Source organism: uncultured Dysosmobacter sp. (genome assembly GCF_947631635.1).
Taxonomy (GTDB): domain Bacteria; phylum Bacillota; class Clostridia; order Oscillospirales; family Oscillospiraceae; genus Oscillibacter.
The window spans coordinates 57,245-84,229 of the sequence record NZ_CANRMB010000010.1 but is presented as its reverse complement, the minus strand read 5'-3'; the positions used below and the strand labels follow the sequence as shown (position 1 = coordinate 84,229).

General features: G+C 59.5%; 21 protein-coding genes, 1 pseudogene and 1 other annotated feature. Of the genes and pseudogenes, 9 read left to right on the top strand and 13 right to left on the bottom strand.

The window, feature by feature from the left end; all coding sequences use genetic code 11:
* Window positions 1-5: 5 nt before the first annotated feature.
* From Q0Z71_RS07320 to Q0Z71_RS07305, 4 genes are all read right to left on the bottom strand, one after another.
* Window positions 6-1,421 carry a YfcC family protein gene (locus tag Q0Z71_RS07320; RefSeq protein WP_298020185.1) on the bottom strand — a complete coding sequence of 472 codons (1,416 nt, stop codon included), beginning with the start codon at window positions 1,419-1,421 and terminating at the stop codon, window positions 6-8.
* 34 nt (window positions 1,422-1,455) lie between these two features.
* The gene (locus Q0Z71_RS07315; RefSeq protein ID WP_298020182.1) at window positions 1,456-1,779 is read right to left on the bottom strand and encodes a hypothetical protein; all 324 of its coding nucleotides are present in this window, start codon (window positions 1,777-1,779) and stop codon (window positions 1,456-1,458) included.
* A 205-nt stretch (window positions 1,780-1,984) separates the two neighbouring features.
* Window positions 1,985-3,166, bottom strand: a complete 1,182-nt coding sequence (locus Q0Z71_RS07310; protein ID WP_298020178.1) for a PLP-dependent aspartate aminotransferase family protein — start codon at window positions 3,164-3,166, stop codon at window positions 1,985-1,987.
* A 47-nt stretch (window positions 3,167-3,213) separates the two neighbouring features.
* Entirely contained in the window at window positions 3,214-4,695 is a 1,482-nt protein-coding gene (locus tag Q0Z71_RS07305; RefSeq protein WP_298020175.1) for a sodium:alanine symporter family protein, read from the bottom strand.
* Between the two features lie 246 nt (window positions 4,696-4,941).
* On the opposite strand from Q0Z71_RS07305, the gene Q0Z71_RS07300 reads away from it, so the two are divergent.
* From Q0Z71_RS07300 to Q0Z71_RS07285, 4 genes are all read left to right on the top strand, one after another.
* Entirely contained in the window at window positions 4,942-5,748 is an 807-nt protein-coding gene (locus Q0Z71_RS07300; RefSeq protein WP_298020171.1) for a MerR family transcriptional regulator, read from the top strand.
* 367 nt (window positions 5,749-6,115) lie between these two features.
* Window positions 6,116-7,345, top strand: coding sequence for a threonine/serine exporter ThrE family protein (locus Q0Z71_RS07295; RefSeq protein WP_298020168.1), 1,230 nt, complete (start codon window positions 6,116-6,118; stop codon window positions 7,343-7,345).
* Window positions 7,346-7,404: 59 nt separating this feature from the next.
* Window positions 7,405-8,217: a MoxR family ATPase gene (locus Q0Z71_RS07290; RefSeq protein ID WP_298020163.1), complete on the top strand. Its 813-nt coding sequence runs from the start codon at window positions 7,405-7,407 to the stop codon at window positions 8,215-8,217.
* A gap of 4 nt (window positions 8,218-8,221) precedes the next feature.
* A complete protein-coding gene (locus tag Q0Z71_RS07285; protein WP_298020160.1) occupies window positions 8,222-9,418 on the top strand; it encodes a VWA domain-containing protein in 1,197 nt (398 codons plus the stop codon).
* A 419-nt stretch (window positions 9,419-9,837) separates the two neighbouring features.
* Here the strand turns inward: Q0Z71_RS07285 and Q0Z71_RS07280 are convergent, their stop codons facing one another.
* The 5 genes and pseudogenes from Q0Z71_RS07280 to Q0Z71_RS07260 form a co-directional block, all read right to left on the bottom strand.
* Window positions 9,838-10,431: a LysE family transporter gene (locus Q0Z71_RS07280; protein WP_298020157.1), complete on the bottom strand. Its 594-nt coding sequence runs from the start codon at window positions 10,429-10,431 to the stop codon at window positions 9,838-9,840.
* Between the two features lie 30 nt (window positions 10,432-10,461).
* Window positions 10,462-11,655 (bottom strand): ATP-binding protein, encoded by a 1,194-nt coding sequence (locus Q0Z71_RS07275; protein ID WP_363316689.1) that lies wholly within the window; start codon window positions 11,653-11,655, stop codon window positions 10,462-10,464.
* Window positions 11,656-11,678: 23 nt separating this feature from the next.
* A complete protein-coding gene (gene ilvD, locus Q0Z71_RS07270; RefSeq protein ID WP_298020154.1) occupies window positions 11,679-13,337 on the bottom strand; it encodes a dihydroxy-acid dehydratase in 1,659 nt (552 codons plus the stop codon).
* 117 nt (window positions 13,338-13,454) lie between these two features.
* Window positions 13,455-14,475, bottom strand: a pseudogene (gene ilvC / locus Q0Z71_RS07265) (ketol-acid reductoisomerase).
* Window positions 14,476-14,571: 96 nt separating this feature from the next.
* Window positions 14,572-14,821: a binding site (T-box leader), on the bottom strand.
* A 165-nt stretch (window positions 14,822-14,986) separates the two neighbouring features.
* Window positions 14,987-15,850, bottom strand: a complete 864-nt coding sequence (locus Q0Z71_RS07260; protein ID WP_298020151.1) for an NAD(P)-dependent oxidoreductase — start codon at window positions 15,848-15,850, stop codon at window positions 14,987-14,989.
* A 149-nt stretch (window positions 15,851-15,999) separates the two neighbouring features.
* Here Q0Z71_RS07260 and Q0Z71_RS07255 point away from each other — a divergent pair, with 149 nt between their 5' ends.
* From Q0Z71_RS07255 to Q0Z71_RS07245, 3 genes are read left to right on the top strand one after another with little or no spacing between them, the layout of a single operon-like run.
* Window positions 16,000-16,470, top strand: a complete 471-nt coding sequence (locus tag Q0Z71_RS07255; RefSeq protein WP_298020149.1) for a MarR family winged helix-turn-helix transcriptional regulator — start codon at window positions 16,000-16,002, stop codon at window positions 16,468-16,470.
* On the top strand, window positions 16,467-18,215 hold the full coding sequence (locus Q0Z71_RS07250; RefSeq protein WP_298020146.1) for an ABC transporter ATP-binding protein: 1,749 nt from the start codon (window positions 16,467-16,469) through the stop codon (window positions 18,213-18,215). The genes Q0Z71_RS07255 and Q0Z71_RS07250 overlap by 4 nt, the downstream gene beginning before the upstream one ends.
* On the top strand, window positions 18,205-19,848 hold the full coding sequence (locus Q0Z71_RS07245) for an ABC transporter ATP-binding protein (protein ID WP_298020144.1): 1,644 nt from the start codon (window positions 18,205-18,207) through the stop codon (window positions 19,846-19,848). The genes Q0Z71_RS07250 and Q0Z71_RS07245 overlap by 11 nt, the downstream gene beginning before the upstream one ends.
* Before the next feature lie 103 nt (window positions 19,849-19,951).
* Here the strand turns inward: Q0Z71_RS07245 and Q0Z71_RS07240 are convergent, their stop codons facing one another.
* A complete protein-coding gene (locus Q0Z71_RS07240) occupies window positions 19,952-20,482 on the bottom strand; it encodes a CarD family transcriptional regulator (RefSeq protein WP_298020143.1) in 531 nt (176 codons plus the stop codon).
* Window positions 20,483-20,690: 208 nt separating this feature from the next.
* A complete protein-coding gene (locus Q0Z71_RS07235; protein ID WP_298020142.1) occupies window positions 20,691-22,607 on the bottom strand; it encodes a M23 family metallopeptidase in 1,917 nt (638 codons plus the stop codon).
* A gap of 312 nt (window positions 22,608-22,919) precedes the next feature.
* Here Q0Z71_RS07235 and pta point away from each other — a divergent pair, with 312 nt between their 5' ends.
* On the top strand, window positions 22,920-23,900 hold the full coding sequence (gene pta / locus Q0Z71_RS07230; RefSeq protein ID WP_298020139.1) for a phosphate acetyltransferase: 981 nt from the start codon (window positions 22,920-22,922) through the stop codon (window positions 23,898-23,900).
* Between the two features lie 338 nt (window positions 23,901-24,238).
* The gene (locus Q0Z71_RS07225) at window positions 24,239-24,970 is read left to right on the top strand and encodes a helix-turn-helix domain-containing protein (protein ID WP_298020136.1); all 732 of its coding nucleotides are present in this window, start codon (window positions 24,239-24,241) and stop codon (window positions 24,968-24,970) included.
* Between the two features lie 259 nt (window positions 24,971-25,229).
* On the opposite strand, the gene Q0Z71_RS07220 is transcribed toward Q0Z71_RS07225, so the two are convergent.
* Both Q0Z71_RS07220 and mmuM read right to left on the bottom strand, forming a co-directional pair.
* Window positions 25,230-25,460 carry an alanine racemase C-terminal domain-containing protein gene (locus tag Q0Z71_RS07220; protein WP_298020228.1) on the bottom strand — a complete coding sequence of 77 codons (231 nt, stop codon included), beginning with the start codon at window positions 25,458-25,460 and terminating at the stop codon, window positions 25,230-25,232.
* 405 nt (window positions 25,461-25,865) lie between these two features.
* Window positions 25,866-26,831: a homocysteine S-methyltransferase gene (gene mmuM, locus Q0Z71_RS07215; RefSeq protein ID WP_298020134.1), complete on the bottom strand. Its 966-nt coding sequence runs from the start codon at window positions 26,829-26,831 to the stop codon at window positions 25,866-25,868.
* Between the last annotated feature and the right edge of the window lie 154 nt (window positions 26,832-26,985).

Sequence of the window (26,985 nt, the reverse complement as noted above, 5' to 3'; positions counted from 1 at the left end):
CACAATCAAAATGGGCCTACGCCGAATTGTACACACAGAACCAGGAATAAACACGACTCCACAAAAGTAATCGCCATAAAGGGAGCCACCCATTTCACCCATTTGTCATAGGAAATATTTGCTATGGACAGATTCGCCATCAGTGTGCCGGAAGTGGGGAAAATCAGATTGCTGAGGCCATCACCCATTTGGAAAGCCAGCACGGAGGTCTGGCGTGTCACGCCAATCAGATCTCCAAGCGGAACCATCAGCGGCATGGTCGCGGCGGCTTGGCCGCTTCCAGAATTCACCAAGAAGTTGAAGAGCCACTGGAATGTGAACATGAGAATGATACCAATGACCGGAGAAAACCGTCCAAGAATGTTGGCCGCGCCATAGAGGAATGTGTCAATAATATTGCCCTCAGTCAGCACAACCAAAGCCGCCCTTGCCAAACCGATAAGCAGCGCACCCATCAAAACGCTCTTTGCGCCCGCAATGAAATCCACGGACAGTTCATCGCCATTCTTCCCGTCTATGAATCCGACTACCACGGAAAGGCCAATAAGATAAGCGCTGATTGCCGTGCCAGATGTCCAACCCAATTTCAGAATTCCCACAATCAACAGAACAAATCCCAGCAGAAGGGCCGTTAAAACGACTTTTTTCCGCGCGGTAAAATTGCTTTCCAGTTCAGCTTCCTTGGCTTCGGTGTTTTTATAATCCAATTCCTGCTGGTATACCAAACTGGTCTCCGGATTCTTCTTGATCTTTCGCCCATAGTACAGCACATAAAGGATGGCCGTGCCCACCAGAAGCGCAAACAGCGCCATACGGAGGCCCATTCCAGAAAACAGCGGTAGCTCCGCAATGCCCTGCGCAACACCTGTACTATACATATTGGTGGGACCAGCCGTAAATCCAGCCATGATACCCAAGTTTACCATGGCTACTCCCACCATCGCGTCAAAGCCCAAAGCCCTGGCTATTGAAATACATATGGGGACAAAAACAACCGCACTGGTAGTCAGTCCCAGGAAGCCTCCCATGGCCGCAAACAGGATAATCATAATGGGAATCAGCAAAATCGCGGCCCCACGCATTTTTTTAATCAGGCTTTTTAATCCAAGCTCAATAACCCCTGTACTATTGATGATGCCAAAAGCACCGCCATAGAGGAGCACCATGAAAATAACATTAGCGCTCTCAACCATGCCCTGCGGGATAGATTTCAAAACAGCAAAAGGTGTAACCGGTGTGCGCTCGATAGTCGTGTAACTATCCGAGACAACTAACGTTCGTCCCGTATCCTCATCCTTATACCGCTCATAGGAGCCAGCCGGAACCACATATGTCAATACCGCCGCAAGCAGAATAATTAAAACAATAATGACACATACATGCGGAACTCTGCTTTTCTTGAGACCTTTTCCTTTACCCATGACCGTTTTCCTCCTTGTATTTTTCTTGAATAGTTCAAATGCCTATTGGTTTTGAGGTGCCTAGAGAATCAATTTCTCCGAACTTGACTTTTGCCAAATGGTCTAGTTTCCGATTGCGGCAAGTCAAGATAAGGTCCGTAGAAACCATCAAAATGTCCAACACATAGAATACCGCCACATAGGTCACATTTCCGCTGATAAACTTTCCAGCTAAGCCGAAACAATACCCTGTAACTATGCAGATTTCAAACAGCAAACTTTTACCTTTCGCTGTATGCGAGCGGAGCGACTTCACGATATTAAGCGGCCAGGATATGCCGAAACAAATCAACATCATCATCTCAAACATCTGTGCCATGGGAATCTTCCTCCTGTTGCAGTTTTAAATGTGTTGAAGCAATACAAAGCTCATTTTGCTCTATTGAAAATAGAGCAAACGCATAGGGCGCCCTATGCGAATTTTTTCATAAACCTTGCGGCAGGATCACTTGCCTGAAATCCGTTTTGGAGCGGGGCGGTCCGTGAGGGGACCGCCCTTCTGTGGAGGTAATGCCTTGTTTTTATCAGTCGAAAACCTTCAGCGCGTTCTCGAAATCCGCCGCCAGGTCGTCGGCATCCTCGATGCCCACGGAGACGCGGATCATGCCGGGGGTGATGCCCATCTTCCGCCGGGTCTCGTCAGGCACGCCCATGTGGGAGGATGTAACGGGGTGGCTGAGGGTGGTGTGCAGGCCGCCCAGAGTGGGGGCGTAGCGGGGGAACTTCAGCGCCAGCATGAACTGGTCGATCTTTTCCAGGTCCTCCGGCACGATGAAGCTCAGCATGGCGCAGTATCCGTTCTTGCCGAACATGCTGTCCGCCAGCTCCTTCTGGGGATAGGTGGGCAGGCTGGGATGGTTGACCTTGGAGACGTGCTTGTTCTGGGACAGCACCTGGGCCAGCCGCTCCGCCGTGTGCATCTGCTGGGGGATCCGCACGGAGGCGGTGTTGATGCCCCGGTGGATCAGCCAGGAGCTGAAGGGATCGCCGGGGGTGCCCAGCAGCATGGCCACCGACTGAATCTTGTCGCACAGGGCCTGGGTGGTGGTCACGGCGCCGCCCACGGCGTCGCTGTGGCCGTTGAGGAACTTGGTCAGGCTGTTGATCACGATATCTGCGCCGAAGTCGATGGGCCGGATGGCGATGGGGCTGGTGAAGGTGTTGTCCACCATCAGCAGCGCGCCGTTTTGATGGGCGAGCGCGGACACCGCGCGCAGGTCCACCAGCGTCAGCGTGGGATTGGAGAACACCTCGGAGTAGATCAGCTTGGTGTTGGGCCGCACGGCCTTGGCGATGTCCTCTGTGTTCTGATAGTCCACGAAGGTCACCTCCACCCCGCACTTTTTCAAGATCTGGGTCATGACGCAGAAGGTCTCGCCGTAGATGTTGGCGTTGCAGATCACATGGTCGCCGGGCTCCAGCAGCGCCATCAGGGTCGTGGTGATGGCGCCCATGCCGGAGGAAAAGACCAGGGACTCCTCGCCGCCCTCCAGGCAGGAGATGACCTCTCCCAGGGCGGTGCGGTTGGGGTTGCGGGTGCGGATGTAGGTATAGCCCTTGGTGTCATAGGTCTCCTGGACCTCCTTGAACCCCTTCATGGTGAAGGCGGTGGTCAGGAAGCAGGGAATGGTCTCCGGGTGCATCTCCATTCCCCGGATATGGTTGCCCTGATACAGGGCCTCTGTGCTAACGGAATATTCAGGCATAGTATATTTCTCCTTATTGAAAGCTCGTGGTTTTGCAGGTGGTTTGCTCAGGAATTCTTGAGGTTTTTGTTGATCTTCGCCATGACCTCCGGATCATCCTCCGCAAAGACATGGAAGTTCGGGTCCACCTCGCCGATCCCCATATAGCGGGCCTTATAGTCCTTGAGCAGCGCCCAGAACTTCTTGCGCAGGACAAACAGGGCCAGGGCATTAAAGAACAGCGGGAATCCGGTGACGATGCTGACGATGGTCCAGAACAGCGTGGCGTCGGAATTGGAATAGTACACCAGCGCCGCATTGCCAACCATGATCAGCGGGAAGGCAACGGCAAAGATCTTGTGAGCGACCTTCTGGGCATTGGGCCACTTTTCCAGGAGGTACGTCAGGATATTCTGGTAGAAGATATACCAAGTGGTAGACGTGGTGAATGCGAAGAGGATCGTCATGACGCCGAGGAAGTATTTTCCGAATCCGCCAAAGGCGGTGGTGAAGGCCAGAACGCCCAGAGGCGCGCCGCTGACGCCGGAACTCCAGGTTCCGGTGGCCAGAATGGCAAGGCCGGAGCAGGTGCAGACGATCAGGGTGTCGCAGAACACTTCCACAGCGCCCCAGAGGCCCTGACGGACAGGATGAACGGTGTCGGCGGAGCCGTGGATCAGGGGAGAGGTGCCGTTACCGGCCTCATTGGAGTACACGGACCGGGAAACGCCCTGGCGGATCGTCAGAGAGACCGCAGAGCCGGCAAAACCACCCACGGCAGCAGTGCCGGTAAAGGCACCCTTGAAGATCTCCGCAAACATCGTAGGAAGATAGGTGATGTTCAGCAGCAGGATAACAATGGTGGCCAGCAGATAGGCGCCGCACATAACGGGGACCAGCTTCTCCGCCACCCTGCCAATGGCGTTTTCGCCGCGGATCAGCAGGTACACGACGAAGAGCACATAGACGATGACTACAGCCATGAGGTTCAGGCCGAAGGAAGCGTTCAGCGTCTCGCCCACGGTGTAGGCGCCGCTGCCCTGGACCACCATCAGGAACAGGGAGATTGCAAACAGCACAGCCAGCGGTTTGCCGAACTTCAGGCCCATCTCGCCCTTGATGCCGCGCTCCATGTAGTGCATGGCGCTGCCGCTGTATTTGCCGTCAGCCTCCTTGTGGCGGTAATACAGGCCCAAAGAGGTCTCGGCGGTCTTGATCATCATGCCGAAGAAGGCCCAGACCCACATCCAGAAAATGGCGCCAGGGCCGCCGACCGCGATGGAGGTGGCTACGCCGGAGATGTTGCCCATGCCGACGGCGCCGCCCAATGCCAGGCAGAACGCCCGATAGGGAGAGATCTTGCCGTCACCGCTCTTGCCGGATTCCGCGCTTTCAGCCAGGACGGTGTTTTTCACCGCATGTCCAAAGTGTACAAAGGGAAAGAATTTGCCCTTGACCATGTAGTAGACGCCAAGGACGAACACCAGGACCAGCAGAGGCTTTCCCCAGACCCAGCCGTCCAGCTTGTACAGGAAATCGATAAATGTCATGTGTAGTTTCCTCTCTTTCTCTTCTTTTTCTCTTGATTAAAAGGGTTTGCGACTTCCTCTGCTGCCAGAGTAGAACTTTTCCACGCTATAAAGTCAACCGAAATTCTTTGGGAATTTTCACAAAATTCTGCCGCCCAACTTTGTTGTATCAGCCCATTTTTTGAAAGACTTTTTTGTCAAACCTTCTAGTTAGGTATAGACTTTTCTGATTTTTTTTGTCATACTGATACGCAGGGAGGTGTCCCAATGAAAGAACGTTATACCATCGGTGAGGTCGCCGCGCTTTTGAATATGTCCCCTCAGACGATCCGTTTTTACGACAAGCACGAAATCGTGGTCCCCTACTATACCGATCAAAAGACGGGCTACCGCTATTACAGCTATGACCAGATCCACTATATCGCCCGGGTCAAGTACTTACAGCGCTTTGGGTTCCGGCTGGACGATATCCGGGAGGCGCTGGCCTCCAATGATACCGGGCAGTTCAAGCAGTTCCTGCTCCGGCGGCGGCATGCCATGCAGGCGGAGCTGGACCATCTGCGGGAATTGCTGGACGAGCTGGATTGTTATGTGGATTACTACAATCACATCGACTACTATAACTATAACGACCTGCCCTATAAGGCGAAAGAGCCGGAGCGGTATATTCTGGCGGAGCCTCTGCTCCCCGGCGAGGATATCTATGGCACCGCGGGTCAGCGGCTGACCAAGCTGCAGCACAGCGAGCTTCTCTCCGATGTGCATTTTCTGCGGCAAGTCGGGTATCTGCTGGATTTTCCCTCTCTGATAGCCGGGAAGATCGTCCCCACCCATTACTTTGTATACCTGCGGGAGATGCCGAAGATCCAGCATCCCCATTTCATGCGCATCCCGGCGGGCACCTATTTCTGTATTCAGTCCCGCATTCTGGCGGAGCCTTTTGACAACACCTTCGTCCGCCGGTATTTTCGGGATGAGACAGCGCCGTGCCTGGCTTTGGCCAATGAATATGAGGACAACTTCACCAGCTTCAAGGACTGCATCTATGAGGTGCAGATCCTGAAAATGACATGACCGCCAGCGGGCATGTGTCCCCGCCGCGCTTTCGCTTTGTTTTCCACAGCTTGCACAAAGGGCGCACAGATGAATGCCATCTGTGCGCCCGCTTTTACGAGCAGTCCCTGTGCGTTTTACGCACGGCGGATATCAAAGAGTCTCTTTGGCGGCCCGAAACAGCTCTCATCCGGTCTTTCCCCTTGCATTTTTGCAAAAACATGGTATCTTGAGAGTGTTGCAGCCGGTACAGTTGGAAAGAATCTTTTTCATGTATCGCTGCTGCGCAGCACTGGAGACCGCATATGGGGTCCTCCGTGCTTGATTTCACAGGCAACGCTCACGCGCCTTTTCAACTGCGTTGACGATATCCACGGGGAGGCCGCACATGGATTACTATAAACTGCTGCAAATGGGCGCCCAGCTGGGCCGACAGCTGATGGCCAGCGGGGCGGAGATCTACCGGGTGGAGGAATCCGTGAGCCGCCTGCTGACCGCCTATGGGCTGGACCCCCAGGTCTTTTCCATCCCCAGCTGCCTGATCGTCAGCATCAACACGCCGGATGGAACGCCCCTCACGCAGATGTACCGCATCCCCGCCCACGGCACGGACATTGAGCTTCTGGAGCGGTGCAACGACCTGTGCCGCCGCCTGTGCCGGGAGACGCCTCCGGTGGAGGAGGCCCAGCGGCTGGTGGACGGTCTGGCGGACCGCTGCCGGAGCTTTTCTCCCCGCGTGGTCCTTCTGGGCTATATGATGGCCCCCGCCTTTTTCGCCCTCTTTTTCAACGGCGGTGTCCGGGATCTTCTCTGCGCCGCCATCGCCGGTCTGGCGGTGGGCATCTGCGTTCTGTTCGGTCAGGCGTTTATCGGCTCCAACATCTTTTTCCGCACAGCGGTGTGCGCCGCGGTGGCCTCCCTGCTGGCTCTGGTCCTGGTCCAAATCGGCTGGGGCCGAAGCCCGGATATCATCACCATCGCCACGCTGATGGTCCTGGTGCCCGGCATGGCGCTGACCAACGCCATGCGGGAGATCATGGCCGGGGACCTGATCTCCGGCCTCACCCGCACCGCCGAAACGCTGCTGGTGGCCACCGCCATCGCCCTGGGCACCGCCCTGCCGCTTCTGGCCGGGCAGGGACTTTGGGACGCCGCCCCGCCCGCCCAGGCGGTGACGGACGCATACCTGCTCCCCTGCCTGTGGGCTTTTCTTGCCTGCGTGGGCTTCGGCATCGAGTTCAACATCCAGGGCATCGGCATCCTGATCTGCGGACTGGGGGCGGCCCTGGGCTGGCTGATCTACCTGCTGTCCCTGGGCGCTCTCCACTCGGACATCTTCTCCGCCTTTCTGGCGGCCATGTCCATCAGCGCCTACTCCGAGCTGATGGCCCGCATCCGGCACTGCCCTGTCACCGGGTATTTACAGGTGGCGCTGCTCCCGCTGGTCCCCGGCGCGGGCATCTATCGGGCCATGCAGTACTGCATCGCGGGGGAGACTCCTCTGTTTCTGTCCACGCTGCTGCACACCCTGGGCTTTGCCGCCGCCCTGTCCGTGGGCGCCATGCTGATCTCCTCCATCCTGCGGGTCTGGCTGCCCCGGTTCCGCTCCGCCCGGTGAACCGGCCCTGCAAATACGTCTCGTATGATTTTTCATTTATATAACAAGAGGTATTTATTATGGATCAAACTTTTACCGGAAGCAGTCATTATGTGGCGTCTGACGAGCTGATGGGCGCCGTCAACATCGCCGTCACCCTGCAAAAGCCCCTGCTGATCAAGGGCGAACCCGGCACCGGCAAGACCATGCTGGCTCAAGCCGTGGCGGATGCCCTGGGCAAGAAGCTCATCATCTGGAATGTGAAATCCACCACCAAGGCCCAGGACGGCCTGTATGTCTACGACGTGGTGCAGCGGCTGTACGACAGCCAGTTCGGCACCCACGGCGTGGACGACATCGCCCGCTATATCAAGCTGGGCAAGCTGGGCGAGGCCTTCCAGTCCGACGAGCAGGTGGTCCTGCTGATCGACGAGATCGACAAGGCGGACCTGGAGTTCCCCAACGACCTGCTGTGGGAGCTGGACCAGATGGAGTTCTATATCCCCGAGACCCAGGAGACCGTCAGGGCCCGCCAGCGGCCCATCGTCATCATCACCTCCAACGCGGAGAAGGAGCTGCCGGACGCCTTTTTGCGCCGGTGCGTGTTCCACTACATCGAATTTCCGGAGCAGGCGCAGATGGAGCAGATCCTCCGTGTCCACTTCGGGCAATTGGAGGAGCACCTGGTCCAGCAGGCGCTGGCCGCCTTCTATTGGGTGCGGCAGCTGCGGGACATTGAAAAAAAGCCCAGCACCTCCGAGCTGGTAGACTGGCTGCGGGCACTGGTGGCCGGCGGCATCGACCCGGACCGCATCGTCTCCGAGATCCCCTTTTCCGGCGTTCTGCTGAAAAAGGATAAAGATCTGCACACCCTGCGCCGGAATCTGCGGTAAGGCCATGTTTGCTGCATTTTTTTACCTGCTGCGTCAGCGGGGCCTGCATGTGTCCCTGAATGAGTGGCTGACGCTTTTGGAGGGCATGGAAAAGGGCCTGCACCACTCCAGTCTCACCGGCTTCTACCACCTCTGCCGGGCCATCTTGGTACGGAATGAGACCGAGTACGACCGGTTCGACCAGGTATTTCTGGAGTTCTTCCGGGACGTGCCCTATCAGGGGGAGCTGCCCGAGGAGCTGTTGGACTGGCTGGACCACCCGTCAGAGGACCTGCACCGCACCATTGAGGAGCTGCGGTCCCGGGGATTCCCGGACGAGACGCTGGAGGATCTGCTAAAGCTGCTGGAAGAGCGGCTGAAGGAGCAGACCTCCGAACACAACGGCGGCAGCTACTGGGTAGGCACCCAGGGCCGCTCTCCCTTTGGCAACAGCGGCTGGCATCCCAACGGCATCCGCGTCGGCGGGCGCAGCCAGCACCGGACCGCCATGATGGTGGCCGGGGAGCGGAAATACCGGGACTTCCGCAAGGACAACACCCTGGACACCCGGCAGTTCCAGATGGCCTTCCGCCTTCTGCGGCAGCTGTCTGCCCAGGCAGACAGCGCGGAAAGGGTGCTGGATGTGGACGGGACCGTCCGGGACACCTGCGACAACGCGGGAACTTTGAAGATCCGCTACCAGCATCCCCGGAAAAACACCGTCAAAGTCCTGCTCCTGATGGACTCCGGCGGCTCCATGGACTACTATTCCGGACTTTGCAGCATGCTGTTCCAGGCGGCGACGAAGTCCAACCACTTCAAGGAGCTGCACACCTATTATTTTCACAACTGCATTTTCGGAGAGCTTTACACCCACCCCGGCCTGCGGGGGGACAGCACCATCTCCACAGACTGGGTGCTGAAAAACTATGACAGCAGCTACAAGGTCATCATCGTGGGAGACGCCGCCATGAGCCCTTACGAGCTGCGGGAGCATCGGTACAACTGGAGCCAGGGCACATACGGTCCCTCCGGGCTGGAGTGGCTGGCCCGGTTTCGGGCGCAGTATCCCTATCTGATCTGGCTGAACCCGGAGCCCATGCCCACCCGGGAGGACTATTGGAGCCAGACCCACTTGCAGCTGGGGCACCTGTTCCACATGTACGACCTCTCCGCAGAGGGGCTGGAAGCCGGTATGAAGCGGCTGATGGTCCGGAAATAAGCCGTTTTATCCGCCGGAGGGCTTCTCTGCCGGCGTTTCGCCCGACAGTCAGGACCACCCGTATAACGGGTGGCCTGCACTCGCCCCTATAAGGGGCTTTTACTGGCAAAGCCTAAAGGCTTTCGAATTTTATTTCTACTGCATCTGTGCCCTGCTGCCGATTTTTATCGGCGGTGGGGTGCAGTCTTTTTCGTCTCTCCGAGACTTTTTCTTGCTTGGGTTCTTTTCATTTAGTTCCAATGTCTATATTCGTGCTTGTACTCAACCTGGTTGCTTTCTTTGGTCTCTTTTCTTCTCATTTTTCTCCGCATAGGCTTAGCCTTTTTAGAACCACGGGCTTAGCCCGTGGTTTTCATTTATACAGCAAAAAGGGCGCCTGGTTTTTTCAAAACCAGGCGCTCTTTTTCTCTATCTTGATGTCAGATCGAGACGATCTTCCAGGCGCACCACACCAGCAGCAGCGCCATGATCACATTGATGACCTTGTTGTACCGCTGGTAGATGGGGAACAGCATGGCTCCCAGGGTGGCCCAGATCACGTTCCCCGTTCCGGCGCAGACCGCCATGATGACCGCGAAGGCCAGCACCGCGGATACGCGAAAGCCGTGGGGCATGATGAAGCTGGAATAAAAGGAGATGCCCAGCATCATGATCTTCACATTCAAAAACTGGAGCAGGAAGCCGTTGGCGTAGGTCAGAGGCTTGGACGCCCCTTCCCCAGTGCTGCCGGTCTTTCGCAGCAGCGTGCGGTAGGCCAGATACAGGATGTACGCCGCGCCCACATATTTTGCCACGGGGACGATCTGGGGCACTAGCCCGCCCAGGGCGGCACAGCCGAAGCCGCAGACCAGCATGATGGTCAGAAGGCCCGTCCAGATGCCGAAGAGCAGCGGCAGGCACTTGCGGAAGCCATGGGTGCTGGTGCTGCTCAGCAGCAGGATGTTGTTCGGCCCTGGGGAAAAGGTCGTTGCGCAGGCGGAGACCGCCAGCTCCAAATAGACTGCCAAGGGCATGGGACATGCCTCCCTTTTTCTCGTATTCTCTCAGCAGGAGACACCGGCCTTGCACAGCTCGATGAACTGCTTTGCCACACGGGCGCTTCGCCCGCCGGCACGGATGGCAAAGGCCTCGCTGCGGACCGCCAGCTCCCGCTCCTCCATCTCCACGCCGTACTGCCGGGCCAGCTGCCCCACGATGTAGAGATACCGCTCCCGGTCGGGACTGCCGAAGGTGATGGTCAGGCCGAAGCGCGCGGAGAGGCTCATCAGCTCCTGGCGGGTATCGCTCTCATGGATGTCGTCGCCGGAGCGGTCCGTCAGGGTCTCCTTGATGAGATGGCGGCGGTTGCTGGTGGCGTACACCGCGATATTGTGGGCCCGTCCGCCCACGCTGCCCTCCAAAATCGCCTTCAGGGCGGCGAAGTTGTCGTCATTGGCGGTAAAGCTCAGATCGTCGATGAACAGGATGAATTTCAGGGGGTTGGCCGCCAGGGCGTCCATCAGGTCCGGGATCTGGTAGAGTTGGTTTTTCTTCACCTCCACCAGCCGCAGGCCCTCGCCCGCAAAGGCGTTGGCAATGGCCTTGATGGCGCTGGACTTGCCGGTGCCCGCGTCGCCGTACAGCAGCACGTTGTTGGCGGGCCTGCCCTCCAGCAGGGCGCGGGTGTTGGCGATGACCTTCTCCCGCTCCCGCTCGTAGCCCGGCAGCTCCTCCAGCCGCTGGGGGTCCGGGTATTTCACCGGCGTCAGCTGGCCATTCTCCACAGTGAACACATGGTAGCGGGCAAAAATACCGTAGCCCTTGGAGCCGACCTCCCGCATCCTCTGCATATAATCGCCGGAGATGTCGCTTGGCGCGGTGGTCCAGCTCTCCAAAAAGTCAGGGGCACCGGCCAAACCGTCCGCCAAGGTCTCCAGCCGCACCTGGGACAGCTCGTCAAAAAAGGCCAGCTCCCGGCGCAGGGTCGTCTCCAGGACCGGGCTGACGCCGCCGGCGGCCTGATGCCGGATGCAGACGTTCTCGCTCTCCATCACGATATTGTGCAGGTATATGGACCAGTTGTCGCCGGACTCAAACAGCGCGGCCTCAAAAGCGGCGCAGCTGGCGGTGAAGGTCTCTCCGTCCGTCCGGCAGCGGCTCTCCAGCATCTCCCGGAAGGCCGTGACCACGGGGTCCTTCAGCAGCTCCCGAAAGATCACCAGCCCCGCCAGCCGGTTTTTCATCTCTTCAAATCGCAAGCTCCTCACATCCTGAATGGGATTTACCGCAGCACCGCACCCTCGTCGGCGCTGGTGACCATGCGGGCATAGCGGCTGAGCCAGCCGGTGGTGATGTTGGGCTCAGGCTGCACATAGGCGGCCCTGCGGACAGCCAGCTCCTCCTCGGACACCTGGAGGGTAATGGAGGCATTGGGGATATCAATGGCGATCTGGTCGCCCTCCCGCACCAGGCCGATGGGGCCGCCGGAAGCGGCCTCCGGGCTGACATGGCCGATGGACGCGCCGCGGCTGGCGCCGGAGAAACGGCCATCGGTGATGAGGGCCACAGTCTTATCCAGGCCCATGCCCGCCAGGGCGGAGGTGGGATTCAGCATCTCCCGCATACCGGGACCGCCCTTGGGGCCCTCGTAGCGGATGACCACCACATCGCCGGGGACGATCCTGCCCGCATAGATGGCGGCGATGGCGTTCTCCTCGCTGTCAAACACCCGGGCGGGGCCGGTGTGGGCCTGCATCTCGGGGGCCACGGCGCTGCGCTTGACCACACAGCCGTTGGGGGCCAGGTTGCCCCACAAGATCTGGAGGCCGCCGGTGGCGCTGTACGGGTCCTCGATGGGCCGGATGGCGCTGTGGTCTTTGTTTTTGGCGTGTTTGATGTTCTCGCCCACAGTCCTGCCGGTGACGGTCAGGCAGTCCAGGTCCAGCAGATCCCGCTTGGCCAGCTCCGCCTGGACGGCGGGGATGCCGCCGGCGGCGTACAGGTCCGGCATATGGGTGGGGCCGGCGGGCGCCAGGTGGCACAGGTTGGGGGTTTGGGCGGAGATCTCGTTGAACAGGGCCAGGTCCACAGGCACCCCCGCCTCGTGGGCAATGGCCAGCAGGTGCAGCACCGTGTTGGTGGAGCAGCCCAGGGCCATGTCGCAGGTCAGGGCGTTGCGGATGCTGCGCTCGTTGATGATATCCCGGGCGCAGATGTTCCTGCGGACCAGTTCCATGATGGCGGCGCCGGCCTGGCGGCCCAGCTGGAGCCGCTTGCTGTATACCGCAGGGATGGTGCCGTTGCCGGGCAGGCCGATGCCGATGGCCTCGCACAGGCAGTTCATGCTGTTGGCGGTGTACATGCCGGAGCAGCTGCCGCAGCCGGGGCAGCAGTTCTGGGTGCAGTCCTCCAGCTGGTCCTCGTCGATCATCCCGGCCTTGTAGGAGCCAACGGCCTCAAACATTTTGGAGAGGCTGACCTCCTGTCCGTCATAGGTGCCCGCCAGCATGGGGCCGCCGGAGCAGACCACGGCAGGCACGTTCATCCGCACCGCCGCCATGACCATGCCGGGCACGATCTTGTCACAGTTGGGCACCAGGACCATGCCGTCGAACTGGTGGGCCATGAACATGGTCTCCACGCTGTCGCAGATCAGCTCCCGGCTGGCCAGGCTGTACTTCATGCCCACATGGCCCATGGCGATGCCGTCGCACACGCCGATGGCAGGCACCATGAAGGGGGTGCCGCCGGCGGCCTCGATGCCGCTCTTCACGGCGTCGGTGAGCTTATCCAGGTTCATGTGGCCGGGAACGATGTCGCTGTGGGCGCTGACCACGGCGATCAGCGGCTTTTTCAGATCCTCAGGCGTATAGCCCAGGGCGTAAAACAAACTGCGGTTGGGCGCCCGCTCGGCGCCCTTTGTCACATTATCACTGCGCATGGTGCTCTCCTTTTCATACGCGCTTCGCGCTGTAAAATGAGATTTCTATCCATCTGCGGGCAGGCCGGAGGCCACGGATGGTCCCGGCCTGCGCCGCGTTTTTTTGAGCGCTTTGGCTCACTTCTTCAGCCAGCTCATCATGCCGCGGAGCTGCGCGCCCACCTTCTCGATCAGGTGGTCGGCAGCCATGCGCCGCTGGGCCAGGAAGTGGGTGCGGCGGCCGCCGTTGGGATTCATCTCCGTCAGGAACTCGGAGGCAAAGGTGCCGTCCTGGATCTCCCGCAGGATCTTCTTCATCTCCTTGCGGGTCTCTTCGGTGATGATGCGCTTGCCGGTGCGGTAGTCCCCGTACTCAGCGGTGTTGGAGACGGAGTAGCGCATTTTCGCCATGCCGCCCTGGTTGATCAGGTCGATGATCAGCTTCATCTCATGGCAGGTCTCGAAGTAGGCCATCTCCGGCTCATAACCGGCCTCCACCAGGGTCTCGAACCCGGCGACGATCAGCTCGCACACGCCGCCGCACAGAACGGCCTGTTCACCGAAGAGGTCGGTCTCGGTCTCCTCCTTGAAGGTGGTCTCCAGGATGCCCGCACGGCCGGCGCCGATGGCGGAGGCATAGGCCAGGGCCACGTCCTTGGCCTTGCCGGTGAAGTTCTGCTCCACGCAGATCAGGCTGGGAACGCCCTTGCCCTCCAGATACTGGCTGCGGACGGTGTGGCCGGGGCCCTTGGGGGCGATCATGATGACGTCCACATTGGCGGGGGGGGACGATGGTCTTGAAGTGGATGTTGAAGCCGTGTGCAAAGGCTAGGGTCTTGCCCTCGGTCATGTAGGGCGCGACCTGCTTGTTGTAGATGTCGGCGCACAGCTCGTCAGGCACCAGCATCATCACAACGTCGCCGGCTTTGGCAGCCTCTTCCACTTCGCACACGCGGAAATTGGGGCAGGTCTCGGCGAACTTCGCCGCCTTTTCCCAGTGGGCGGAGCCCTTGCGCAGGCCGACGACCACGTTCACGCCGCTCTCGGCCAGGTTTTCAGAATGGGCATGGCCCTGAGAGCCAAAGCCGATAACCGCGACGGTCTTGCCGTCCAGCAGTCCCAGATTGCAGTCGGAATCGTAATACTTCTTGATAGCCATGTTCGTGATCTCCTTTTTGTTTGTTTTGTTGGCAGAGGATGCGGCCCGCTCCGCGGGCAGGATGCAGACAACAAAAAAGCCTTTGCCTCTTGCAATTCAAGAGGCAAAGGCTTTCATCCTTCGCGGTACCACTCTTGTTAACGGCATATCCGGTATGCCGTCATCTCAGCAGGCTCCAACAAGCCCTGCACGATAACGGGTGCGGCCCGGCACTGCCTAATGGATCTTCCTTCAGCAGGCTACTCCAGGATGATTTCACTTGACCCGGCACTTATTGCCTCGCACCAACCGGCAATTCTCTGAAAGCGGAGCGAATCAGGTTACTTGTTCCCTTCTTCGTATTTTGTGGTGTTATCCTAGCACAGGATTTTTCAAAAAGTCAAGGTGGTTTTTGAAATTTATTTCCTTTTCGTTGATTTCTGATTTAATTTCACAACAGTCCTGCACGATTCTTGTGTAGTTCGCCAGCGGCGGACGTTTGTTTTTGTAAGCAAGTGTTTAACCAACGGTCTCACCGCTCATAATGTTTCATCAGCGCATGGGTCCCCAGATCGCCGAAGCCAGCAGCCTCCAGCGCCTGGTAATTTTCCAGGACCCTGCTCAAAATGTCCAGATGCAGGCCGCTGTTCTCCGCCTCAGCCTCCGCCAGCTTCATGTCCTTGATGAAGTGCTTCAGGAAGAACCCGGGCGTATAGTCCCCGGCCAAAATCTTGGGGCCAAAGGCGTCCAGCTGGGCGCTGCCCGCCGCGCCGGTGGACACGGAGCGCAGGACCGTTTCCAGGTCCAGGCCCTTGGCCTTGGCATAGGTCAGCGCCTCGCACACGCCGGAGAGCGTCCCCGCGATCATGATCTGATTCGCCATCTTCGCGTGCTGGCCGCAGCCCGCCTTGCCCTGATAGTTCAGGTTGGTGCCCATGGCCTGGAACAGGGGCAGGCACGTCTCATAGTCCGCCTGTTCACCGCCCACCAGAATGGAGAGCGTTCCATTTTTCGCGCCAATATCGCCGCCGGTGACAGGGGCATCCAGCACATGGAACCCTCTGGCCGTTCCCTCCGCGTAGAGCTTTTCCGCCAGCGTGGGGCTGGTGGTGGTCATGTCGATCAGGTAGGCCCCCGGCTCCGCGCTGTCCAAAATGTTGCCCGGCTGAAAATAGACCTCCTCCACGTCCTTCGGGAAGCCCACGATGGTAATGACCGCCTGGCAGCCCGCCGTGCAGGCGGCGATGCTCTCCCGAAGCTCCGCGCCCTCGCGCACCACGTCCCGCACCTTCTCCGGGCGGCGGGCATAGATCTGCACAGTAAATCCCGCTTTCATCAAATTGCGGACCATGGATTTTCCCATCAGGCCCACGCCGATAAAACCGATCTTGTTCATTCGATACGCTCCTTTCAGACCTGCGTCTCCCTGTGATAAGACCATTTTATCCCATGACGTGCCCTTTGGGAAGTCAGAAATCTTGACTTTTTCAGCTTCCGGCCTTATGATTTAGTTGATGCTACAACTATTTAAGCGGGGTGCTTTTTATGGATGCTTCTAAACGTCAGATCACCAAGATCGCCCGGGAGGCCGCCAAGCTGACCATCCGCATGATGAAGGAGACGGGGATCGGCACCGGAGAATTTGACCTGATCCACGCCGTCCGCCACCATCCCGGCATCTCGCAAAAAGAGGTCTGCGCGCTTTTGAACATGGACAAGGGCGCCGTGGCCCGCCGGGTGGCAAGTCTGGAGGGCAAGGGCTATCTGGTCCGGCATCAGAATCCCGCCGACAGCCGGGGGCAGATGCTGTACGCCACAGAAAAAGCGGAGTCGCTGAAGCGTTCCAAGGTCACGGTGGAGACCGCGTTTTATGCGTGGCTGCTGGAGGGTCTGTCTCCCGCCGAGCAGGAGACCTTCACAAGTCTTCTGCACACGCTTTACGTCCGCTCCAAAACCGAGAGCCGAAGCGGCTTTCCCCATGTGACCGCCCGTTTGGGCGAGGAGGAATCGGTATGAGTCAAAACACCTCCGGCCTTCGGCGGCCGGACCGCATCCTCTCCTACTTTGCGCAGGAAAAAAAGCCTCTGCTGATCGTCACCGCGACCGGGATCCTCTACAATGTGGGCCTTGCGGCAGGGCCCCTGCTGGAGGGCCAGCTGGTCCAATGCCTGCTGGAGATCCTGCAGGGCCTTGCCCAGTGGCCCGCCATGCTGGCCGCGGCGGCCCTCTATGGGGCTGTGACGCTGTTCGTGCAGGGGATGCGGTATCTGAAGCGCTTTTATGTGCGGCGCTTTGCCAACGATGTGAACCGCCGCATGAAGCGCGTCCTGTACAACAGCCTGGTGCACACGCCCAAGCCGGAGCTGGAACGGGAGAGCGTAGGCGGCATGATGACCCGTGCCATCGCCGACGTGGATGCCTGCGCGGAAGGAATGCGCAAATTCACCACAGAGGTGTTTGACACCGGGGTGGCTATGGCGGCATATCTGGCCCTCCTGCTGTTTTACGACTGGCGTCTGGCCCTGCTGGTCAGCCTCTTCCCTCCTGCGGCGCTTTTCCTGGCGGAGCACATGAAAAAGCCGGTGGCCCGCTGCGCGGCGGCCTATAAGGAGAGTGCCGGAAAGCTGAGCGGCGCCACACTGGACCGGGTGTCCGGTGCCATAACCTACCGGGTGTTTGGCCTGGAGGAAACCCGGAATGCCGACTACGAAGTCCGGCTGGCTGATTACGAAAAGCAGGCGGTGGCCGCCAACCTGTGGGAAAACACCATGCCGCCCTTGTACCGGATCATCTCCATGCTGGGCACGGTGCCCATCCTGTGGCTGGGTGCGCGGAATGTCCATGGCGCCGGCTGGATGTCTTGGGACATCGCGGCGTTCACCGCCTTTCTCACCTGCTATGCCAAGCTGGCCGTCAAGACCTCCAAGGCCGCCAAGCTGTTCAATTCCGTGCAGAAGGCCCAGGTGTCCTGGAAGCGCGTCAAGCCCCTGCTCCAACCCCTCCAGACCGTGCCCGCGCTTCCGCCTGCGCCCTCTGCGGAGTTGGCGGTCTCCGGCCTGTCCTTCTCCTATCCCGGCGGGCGCCAGGTGTTCTCAGGCGTTTCCTTCTCCGCCCGGCCCGGTCAGATCATCGGAGTGACCGGACCTGTGGCCTGCGGAAAATCCACCCTGGGCAAGGCGTTTTTGTGCGAGACGCCTTACGGCGGCAGCATCCGCTTTGGCGGGCGGGAGCTGTCCGCCCTGTCCCCGGCGGAGCACAGTGCGGTCGTGGGCTATCTGGGCCACCAGCCCGAGCTTCTTCGGGCCAGCATCGCGGAAAACATCCTGCTGGGCGCCGATGGAGATGCGGCCCCCTGGCTGGAGGCTGTCTGCCTGGATCATGAGGTATCCGCCATGCCCGCCGGGGACCAGACGCTGGTGGGAGACGGCGGCACAGGGCTTTCCGGCGGACAGCAGTCCCGCCTGGCGCTGGCCCGGACGCTCTGCCACAGGCGGCCGCTCCTGATCCTGGACGATCCCTTCTCCGCCGTGGACCAGGGGACCGAGCGGGAGATCCTGACCCATCTGCGGCAGCTGGCCGGGGAGAGCGTCGTGCTCCTCATCTCCCATCGCCTGACCCGCTTTCCCACCTTTGACCAGGTACTCTGGATGGAGCACGGGCAGGTCACATCCGGCACCCACGCCGCGCTGATGGCGTCCTGTCCGGAATACGCCAGGCTGTATCAGGCCCAGGCGGAAGGAGGTGCCCGCTATGACGCATAAGCCCTCTCTCTGGACCGTCCTCCGCTCTGTCCTGCTTCGGAACAGGCTGCTGGTTCTGGGGCTGCTGCTGGCCGCGGCAGGCTCCGTGGCCTTCGCGCTGCTCCCGCCGCTGGTGCTGGAGGCTGCCGTCAATGCCCTGACCGGCGGCGGAACGGTGTCCCTCCGGCTGGCCCTGCTGTATTTCGGGGCGTTGGCGGTCTCCGGCCTGTTTGACGCGGCCCAGGCGTTTTTGATCACCGTATTCGGTCAAAAGATCACCCGCGGCCTCCGCCATACCATGTGTGCCAAGCTGTCCCGTCTCCCCGCCGCCTATTTCACCGCCCAGGCCCCCGGGGCCACCGTCTCCCGGTTCGTGGGGGATGTGGACACCGTGGAGACGCTGTTCGCCTCCGGCGTTATCAGCATGGTGGTGGACGTGTGCAAGATCGCCGGCATTCTGGCGGTGATCTTTGTCAAAAGCCCCGGGCTTGGATGCCTGCTGGTGCTGGTGACGCCGCCGCTGTTTGCCATGACCCGCCTCTTCCAGAAGCGGATGCTGCAAGCGCAGCTGGACAACCGGGCGGCTGTGAGCCGTGTCAGCCAGCATGTTCCCGAGACCATCCGAAACATCCGCATGATCCACACCCTCCGCAAAGAGCGGTATATGGAGGAGCGGTATGACGAGGCCATTCAGGAGAGCTACCGTGCCATGGAGCGCTCCAATTTCTACGATGCCGTCTACTCCCCCATCATCCTGACCATCAGCGCCGTGGTGGTGGCCGTCATGATGACCGCCTCCTCCCTGGGCGGCCCGGCGCAGGCCCTGTTCGGCATGTCCGTGGGCACCGCCGTGGCGGTCATCGCCTATGTGGGCAAGGTGTTTGAGCCGCTGGAGAGCATCGGCATGGAGATCCAAAACATCCAGTCCGCCGTGGCCGGTATCCGCCGCATCCAGGAATTCCTGGCGGAGCCGGAGCAGCCGGAGGGCGACCCTTCCATCACCCTGGAGTCCCTCCTGTCCAGCGGCAAACCCGCTGTTCAGCTGAAGGACGTGTCCTTTCACTACGACGGCAGCCAGCAGGTCCTGCGCGGCTGCGGCTTTACAGTCGCCCCTGGGGAGACCGTCACCCTTACCGGCCGGACCGGCGCGGGAAAGAGCACGGTGTTCAAGCTGCTGCTGGGACTGTATGCGCCGGACAGCGGCAGCGTCCGCATCTTTGGCGCCGATGCGGACAAGATCCCCAGCGCCGTCAGGCGCAGGCTCTTCGGCTATGTGGAGCAGACCTTCCGCCCAGTTCCCGGCACGGTGGCAGACCAGATCGCCCTCTGGGATGCGTCCATCCCGCAGGAACAGGTGGTAGCCGCCGCCAAGCTGGCAGGGCTGCACGAGACCATCTCCCGCCTAGAGCTGGGCTACGGCACCCCCTGGACAGAGGCGCTGTTCTCCCAGGGGGAGCGGCAGCTTCTGGCTATTGCCAGGGCCGTTGCCGCGGACCCGGCCATCCTCCTGCTGGACGAGATCACCGCCAATCTGGACGCGGACACGGAGCAGGCAGTCTTGGCCGCGCTGCAAAAGGCCGCCCGGGACCGCACGGTGATCTCCATCTCCCACCGCCTCTACCGGCACAATGGCGGACGGTATCTTCAACTGTGAAACAGCGCGGCTGCAGACTTGATTGTCCGCAGCCGCGCTGTTTTTCATGGGATCACGGTATATGAAACCAGGGAGTACCGGGGAATGCCCTGCCTCTCCTCACTTACATGCCGGACGCTTTGGCGGGAGGTTCCCCCGCCACCCGGCCGGCAATGTAGGACGGCACCTTGTCAAAGGGAATACCCAGGGCCACGGAAAATTCCCCGTGAAGCAGGCGCTCCGCCTGTTTCATATACTTCTCGTCCACCATGCCCAGCCGCCTCTTCTGCGCCTCCGCCTGGCGGCGCTTGGTATAGATAGACATCATCAATTCCATCAGATCCCTGCAGTCATGGCTGCGCACCGAGGTCTGATAGTGCTGAGCCAGGGCCTGCAGTGTCGGCGCATGGCAGGCCTCCGCCCGCATACTCGGGATCAGGTCGATCAGTGCCTCTGCCTCCTCCGCGGAGAGCACCGGACGGATGGACACCTTTCCATTTTCCACGGGGCTATAGATCACACCGTCCTGAAAAAGCGGTTTGAGTAGGTAGTACAGCCTGTTCCGGTCCACGCCGCGCATATTGGGACGGGTGACCTCCTCTACCCGGCAGACACCGGTGGTTCCATATACGACCATATCTCCTGGCTGAAGCATGAAAATCCCTCCTTATACAAAACGCGTGTGGTCCCGGCAACTGGACTTACGTCTGCCGGGACCACACGCTGCGTATTTAGTATACCACATTTGAGACTAAAAATGTAAGAAAAATTTCAAATCATCCGCATTTTTTTAAAAAGCTCCTGTTCAGCCCTCCTACGATGACAGAAGGCGCCCCGCGTGCGGGCGCCTTCTGTTGGCCTCTTTACAGGTAATTCAGCGGATTTTTGGCAACGCCGTTGTAGCGCACCTCAAAATGGCAGTGGTTTCCGGTGGAGTTGCCGGTGGAGCCCACCCGGGCGATCTGCTGGCCCTTATAGACCCTGTCGCCCACGGAGACCGTCAGGCTGCTGTTGTGGCCGTAATACGTCTCGTAGCCGTTGCCGTTGTGGTTGATGCGGACCAGATAGCCATATCCGCCCATCCATCCGGCGTAGGTCACGATACCGCCGTCAGCGGCGCAGACCGGCGTTCCTCTCGGCGCTGCGATGTCGATGCCCTTGTGATTGGTGGAGCCGATGCCGCCCGGCGATTTCCGCCCGCCGAAACGGGAGGTGATGCGTCCGGAGACCGGCCAGCGGAAGCTGCCGGTGGGCAGCCAGGTGGGCCGGACCTTTGTGCCCCGGAGCTGCTGCTCCGTGACAGGTTCCCGCAATGTGACAGAGGACAGCACCGTCCGCTCCGTCTCCTCGCCGTTGACGTAGGTGACGGTGGCCACCACGTCAGCCGCGCCGTACTGGCCGGCGGAGGTGACCTTGGTATCGCCCTGGTACATATTGGCGGAGTCGGTGTACTCGATGTCGTACATCACGTCCTCCACATACCGCTCCCGCTGCACCACGGTCATGGTCAGATAGGGCACGGACGCGGACAGCGTCAGCACTTCGCCGATCTGCAATTTGTTGATGTTGTAGCCGGGGTTCAGCGCCAGCAGCTCCTTGGAGGTCAGACCGTGGCTGTTGGCGATCTCCGACCAGGTGTCGCCCTTCTTCACCTCGTAGGTCACCTCGGCGGTCTTGGTGCTGTACAGTGTCTCCGCCAGGTGGCCCAGGTTCATGATCTCATCTGTGGGAACAAATTCCTGCTTGATCTCCACATCCTCGGCAAAGGTGCAGGAGATGGTGTTTTCGTCCGTGGCGCCGCTGCGGAGCTGCTTCAGCAGCTCATCCAGGGCCCCCTCGTAGGGCGTTGCGCCGATGCGCTCGCCGTCCACATACAGGCAGTAGGCCGACGTCACCAGACCGATCTCCTCGGACAGGTCCTCCTCCAGCGTGTCCTTGTCCACCACGTCCTTCCGGCGCAGCAGGCCGGAGGAATATTGAATCAGGGAGTCGTCGATGGTAAAGGTCTCTCCCAGGGTCCGGGTGGTGATCTGCTCCAGATCCTTCTGCACATCCTCGGCTGTGCTCTTGCTGGCCACGGCGGCGATCACCTCGCCGTCATAGCTGACTGTCGTGCCGAAGGTATAGGTGGAGCAGAACAGGATCACCGCCGCGATGACGCAGCCGCCGCCCAGAAACGCCGCGGGGTGGATCGTTCGCTTCCACTTCCGCGCACGTCCCGGTCCTTTGGCCGCCTGACGGCGGCGCCCCAGGAGCAATTTCCGCAGGCGGCTGCCCAGCATGGGCAGCATGCACCAGGCGAACAGCAGGATCTGAATGGGCAGACGCTCCGATTCCGGGAAGTTGTGGGCGTGCTTTTCCCGGACGATGTGCCGCCAGCGGCGGCGGACCCGCCGCGTGATCCGCTTCATGCCAAAGTAGCAGCTCTTGAAAAATCCGGCGTCGTCCTCCGGGTCCCGCCAGTCCTCCAGCAGATTTTCCAGGATGCTTTTTCGCGTCTTACGCACCGGCCGTTTCCGCTCCGGGCGTGCCGCGGGCGGCTCCTCCCATGCGGAAATAGCAGCCTTGGCGGGCCGGCGGGCCGTTCCACGGTCCTCTGTCCGCTCCTCGGCAGCGGCATCCGCCTCCGTCTGCGTCCGGGGTTCCCGGTCCTCCCTGCGTCCGGCCTCCGGTCTCCGCCGCCTGGTCTCGCCGACCGTGCGGCGGGACTGCGCAGGCTTTGACAGCCGTTTGCCCCCCTGGGTCTCCGACTGATGTTCTCTTTTTGTATTCTGACTCATAATTCTCCTGAATCAATGACATCCAAAATAGTTACAAATTGTTACCATTTCATGATACCCCTTTTACAGGGGTTCGTCAAGTTTTATTTGTACCTAAAACCGCTTCAAATGGCTCCATTTTGACACTTTTGCTTCCTCTGTCCACGGGGAAACAGCGCTGATTATTTTACACATTCAACAGAAGAATTGGTGAAGTGTTCGTAAATTTTTGTGGTGATATTTCCATTTTCTGATTGACCCCGCCAATCAGTTGTGTATAATGAAATTAGTATATGATTCAGCCCAACCTGACAATTTTTGGAGGAAATCAAAATGTTTGAGTTCTTGATCAAGAAGCTGAAAGCCCATCCCCGCAAGATTGTGTTTACCGAGGGCACCGATCCCCGTATCCTGGAGGCCTCTGCCCGTCTGCTGTCCGGTACCTTCCTGACCCCCGTTCTGGTGGGCAATGTGGACGAGGTCCAGAAGGCCGCCGAGGAGATCGGCTTCAATATCCGCGGCGCCGAGATCGTTGATCCCGAGACTTTTGCGGATATGGACAAGATGGTCGCCACGCTGGTGGAGCTGCGCAAGGGCAAGATGACCGAGGAGCAGTGCCGCGCAGTCCTGAAGCAGGGCAACTACTTTGGCACCATGCTGGTGAAGATGGGCTACGCCGACGCCCTGCTGGGCGGCGCCACCTACTCCACCGCCGACACTGTCCGTCCCGCCCTGCAGATCATCAAGACCAAGCCCGGCAGCAAGATCGTGTCCTCCTGCTTCATTCTGGTCCGTCCCTCCGCCACCGGCGACCGCGAGGTCCTGGCCATGGGCGACTGCGCCATCAACATCAAGCCCAATGAGGACGAGCTGGTGGAGATCGCCCTGGAGACCGCCAACACCGCCAAGGTGTTCGGCATCGATCCCAAGGTCGCCTTCCTGAGCTACTCCACCCTGGGCTCCGGCAAGGGCGAGGACGTGGACAAGATGCGCAACGCCTGCGCTAAGGCCAAGGCCGCCGCTCCCGACCTGGCCATCGACGGCGAGCTGCAGTTCGACGCTGCCGTCTCTCCCCGGGTCGCCCATACCAAGTGCCCCGACTCCAAGGTGGCCGGTCATGCCAACACCTTCATCTTCCCCGACATCAACGCCGGCAACATCGGCTACAAGATCTGCCAGCGCATGGGCTCCTTCGAGGCCTACGGCCCCATCCTGCAGGGTCTGAACGCCCCCATCAACGACCTGTCCCGCGGCTGCAACGCCCAGGAGGTCTATTCCATGGCCATCATCACCGCCGGTCTGTGCGACGACTGATTCCTTACATAGCATCGCAAAGAGGACGCCTTGGGCGTCCTCTTTTTATAATAATCAAATTACTTGAAAAGTGGTAAAACCGCTTTTCAAGTGTCACAGCGCATGTGCGCTTTGACAGGCCGCGGTATGCGGCCTTAATTTGGATTTCATAGTCAATGACTGCACGCTTTGCGTGCAGCGGGCGTAGCTCGCTTGGAAAATCGCTTGCGATTTTTCAAGTTAATTGACTATATTTCAGCACCACCTGCAACTGCCGGTTGCGAAACGTCAAGCGGCCTTGCTGGACAGATTTGGGGTCCTCTGCTACCATAAAAGCATCTACATAGGGAGGTGACGCTGTGACTTTCGGGGAACGGCTGGTCCGGCTGCGGAATCAAAAGGGACTGTCCCAGGACGCCCTGGCGGAGAGCCTGGGCGTCTCCCGGCAGTCCGTCAGCAAATGGGAGACGGACGCCAGCGTGCCGGAGCTGGATAAACTGGTGAAGCTGAGCGATCTGTTTGAGGTCTCTCTGGACGAATTGGTGCGGGGCCGCTCTGTTTCACCTGTTCCACCACAGGCTGCGCCCTCTTTTTCCCTCTGGGAACGGGCCGCTGCGCTTTACCGGGAAAAGGCCTGGCTCTCAGGTTGGCTGCTGGTGGCGTGGGGCATCTCTGGATTGCTATGTTCCATCTGGAACGCAGTGGTGCTCTATCTGCCTGTAGGCGGGCTGATGGGTATGTTGAACCTGCTTTTTATCGCCCTGCTTCCAACGCACCTGGAGAATCTGTTGAAAATGCTGCTGGGCGCCCTGGCGGTTCTATACGGAAAGCGGGCCGCCGGGAACCTTCGGTGGTATCATGCCGGCTGGGCGCTGGTTGCCATGGGACTGTTTGGATTTCCAGTCGCTCCGCTGAAGACCGGACTCCTGCGGTTTCTGGGTTCCCTTCTCTATTTCTTTTGGGTTCCGCAAAGCCCAGAAGAGCTGATGATTTATTGGGTGCATGGCCTGTCTGAGATCAGCGGCTGCATTTTGTTGTGTGTCGCAGGTCTTTTTATGCTGCTTTTGGGCAGAAAGAAATCCCCAGAGTAAAAACTCCGGGGATTTTTACATTTCGTATTGGAAACTTACTTCCGGCTCTCGGCAACCGCCACGGCCACGGCGACCGTGGCGCCCGTCAGAGGGGCCGCCGCCCATATAGAGCGGCAGCATTTCAGCACCTATACCGTTCTAAATGCTGCCGGTAAGCAGCAGTCTCCCATTGATGCGCGGCAAAAGCGGTGTCCATTCTTTCCTTCCAACCTTCACAGCTTTTGTTTTTTCTGCATGGCGGTCGTCATTGTGCTGACACCTATACACACCAGTCGATATCCTGCACAGTCTTCTGCATCCATGAGCTGATTTCGGGATGCGGATCAGGATATAGGCCGCCATCGTGCTTCCGCCGCCTTTTTGCGGAGGCATCCGAATACCCGATCGTGAGGATCGCGATATCCATTTCCCTTTCCGCCTGAAATACCCGGCTGTACCCCACATATGTCCCGGCGGGTATGCGGCTGACCTTTGAAACGCAGGCGGTCAAACGATATTTCAAGCCAGGCCCGCTTCAGGGCTTTCACGTCAATCCCTCCGTCTTTACTTGATACCGTAAACATACAGTTTGCTGCAGGACTAAAGTCAATTGCCCCTTTTCCATAAAAATCTGTGGAATTTATGGCTAATATGTTTTATAGCCGGCGCACCTGAAAACCGGTAAAGTTCGGTGGATAAAACGAGAACCAGCGGCGTTGCCGTCTTTGGCGGACGTCAGTCCGCCTGCATCCTCCACCCTGCTGTATCCCCTTTTCTCTCGCTTCCTTTTTACCCTTTCCCAAGCGCGCCGACTATAATAGGGTCGGCTTTCTTCTAACAACGAATTTTATGTGCTGATAACGGTACAAGTGTCTATCCGGCACAGGGAGCGCATTCCGCCGCTTGCGGGCGCGATTCATCCCCGGGGAACGCGGATCTTCCCCGTGATCTCACGGGCCCGGGCCGCCTCCCGGATATGGCTGTCCACAGTTCGGCAGCAGCCGCCCACGGCGCTGGCACCAGCGCGGATCCAGCGGCGGGCGTAGTCGCCGAAGGTGACGCCGTCCCGGCTTCCATGCCAGGTTTTGGTGGCAGGGTCATACTCCTCGCCGCTGTTGGGATAGACCGCCACCGGCAGGCCGCAGCCCGCCTTTATCTCGCCGATCAGCTGCTCCACGAACTGCGGCGGCACGCAGTTGACGCCGATCATTTTCAGATGGGGATGTCCCTTCGCAAGAGCCGCCGCGCAGTCACGGATCAGATCGCCCTCGTTGATATGCCGTCCGTCCCGGCAGGAAAAGCTGATCCAATAATCCGCGCCCAGCTCCTCAGCGATGTCAGCTTCAACAAGCGCCTCGGTCAGAGATGGCTGTGTTTCGATCAGCAGGAGGTCCACGCCGGCCTCCCACAAAAGCTCCATCCGCCGCTTGTGAAAACTCCGCAGGACCTCCGGAGAAACGCCGTAGTTTCCCCGGTATTCAGACCCATCGGCCAGATAGGCGCCATAGGGCCCCACAGAACCCAGGCACAGGGGCCAAAGACGCCCTTCCCCCTTTCCCTCCGCCGTCCACCAGGCTTCCCGGGCCTCTAAAAGAAGCTGCGCCGAGCGGGTAATGAGGTGTTCGGCTTCCTCCGCGGAATATCCCCTGGCCGTCAGCCCCGGAACGGTGGCCTGATAGCTGCAGGTGATGCCGCAGTCCGCACCGGCCCGGAAGTAATCCGTGTGGACCTGCCGTATCAGTTCCGGACACTCCGCCAAGGCTTTCGCGGTCCAGAGGCTGTCGTTCAGATCACAGCCCAACTGCTCCAGTGCGGTGGACATGGAGCCGTCGATGATCATAACGCCGGTATTTTTCCAAACAGATTCCAATGGTGCGCGCATAGCCGCCCTCCCGTACAAGTCAATGTTTTCTGCATCATAGCATATGAAAATTCCCTGTGTCAACGATGAAAACGAACATTGACATTGCCTCAAAAAACAGAGTAATCTATATACAGCTGCGGCAAACAGCACAAAAAGTTCTGCAGCGCCGGGA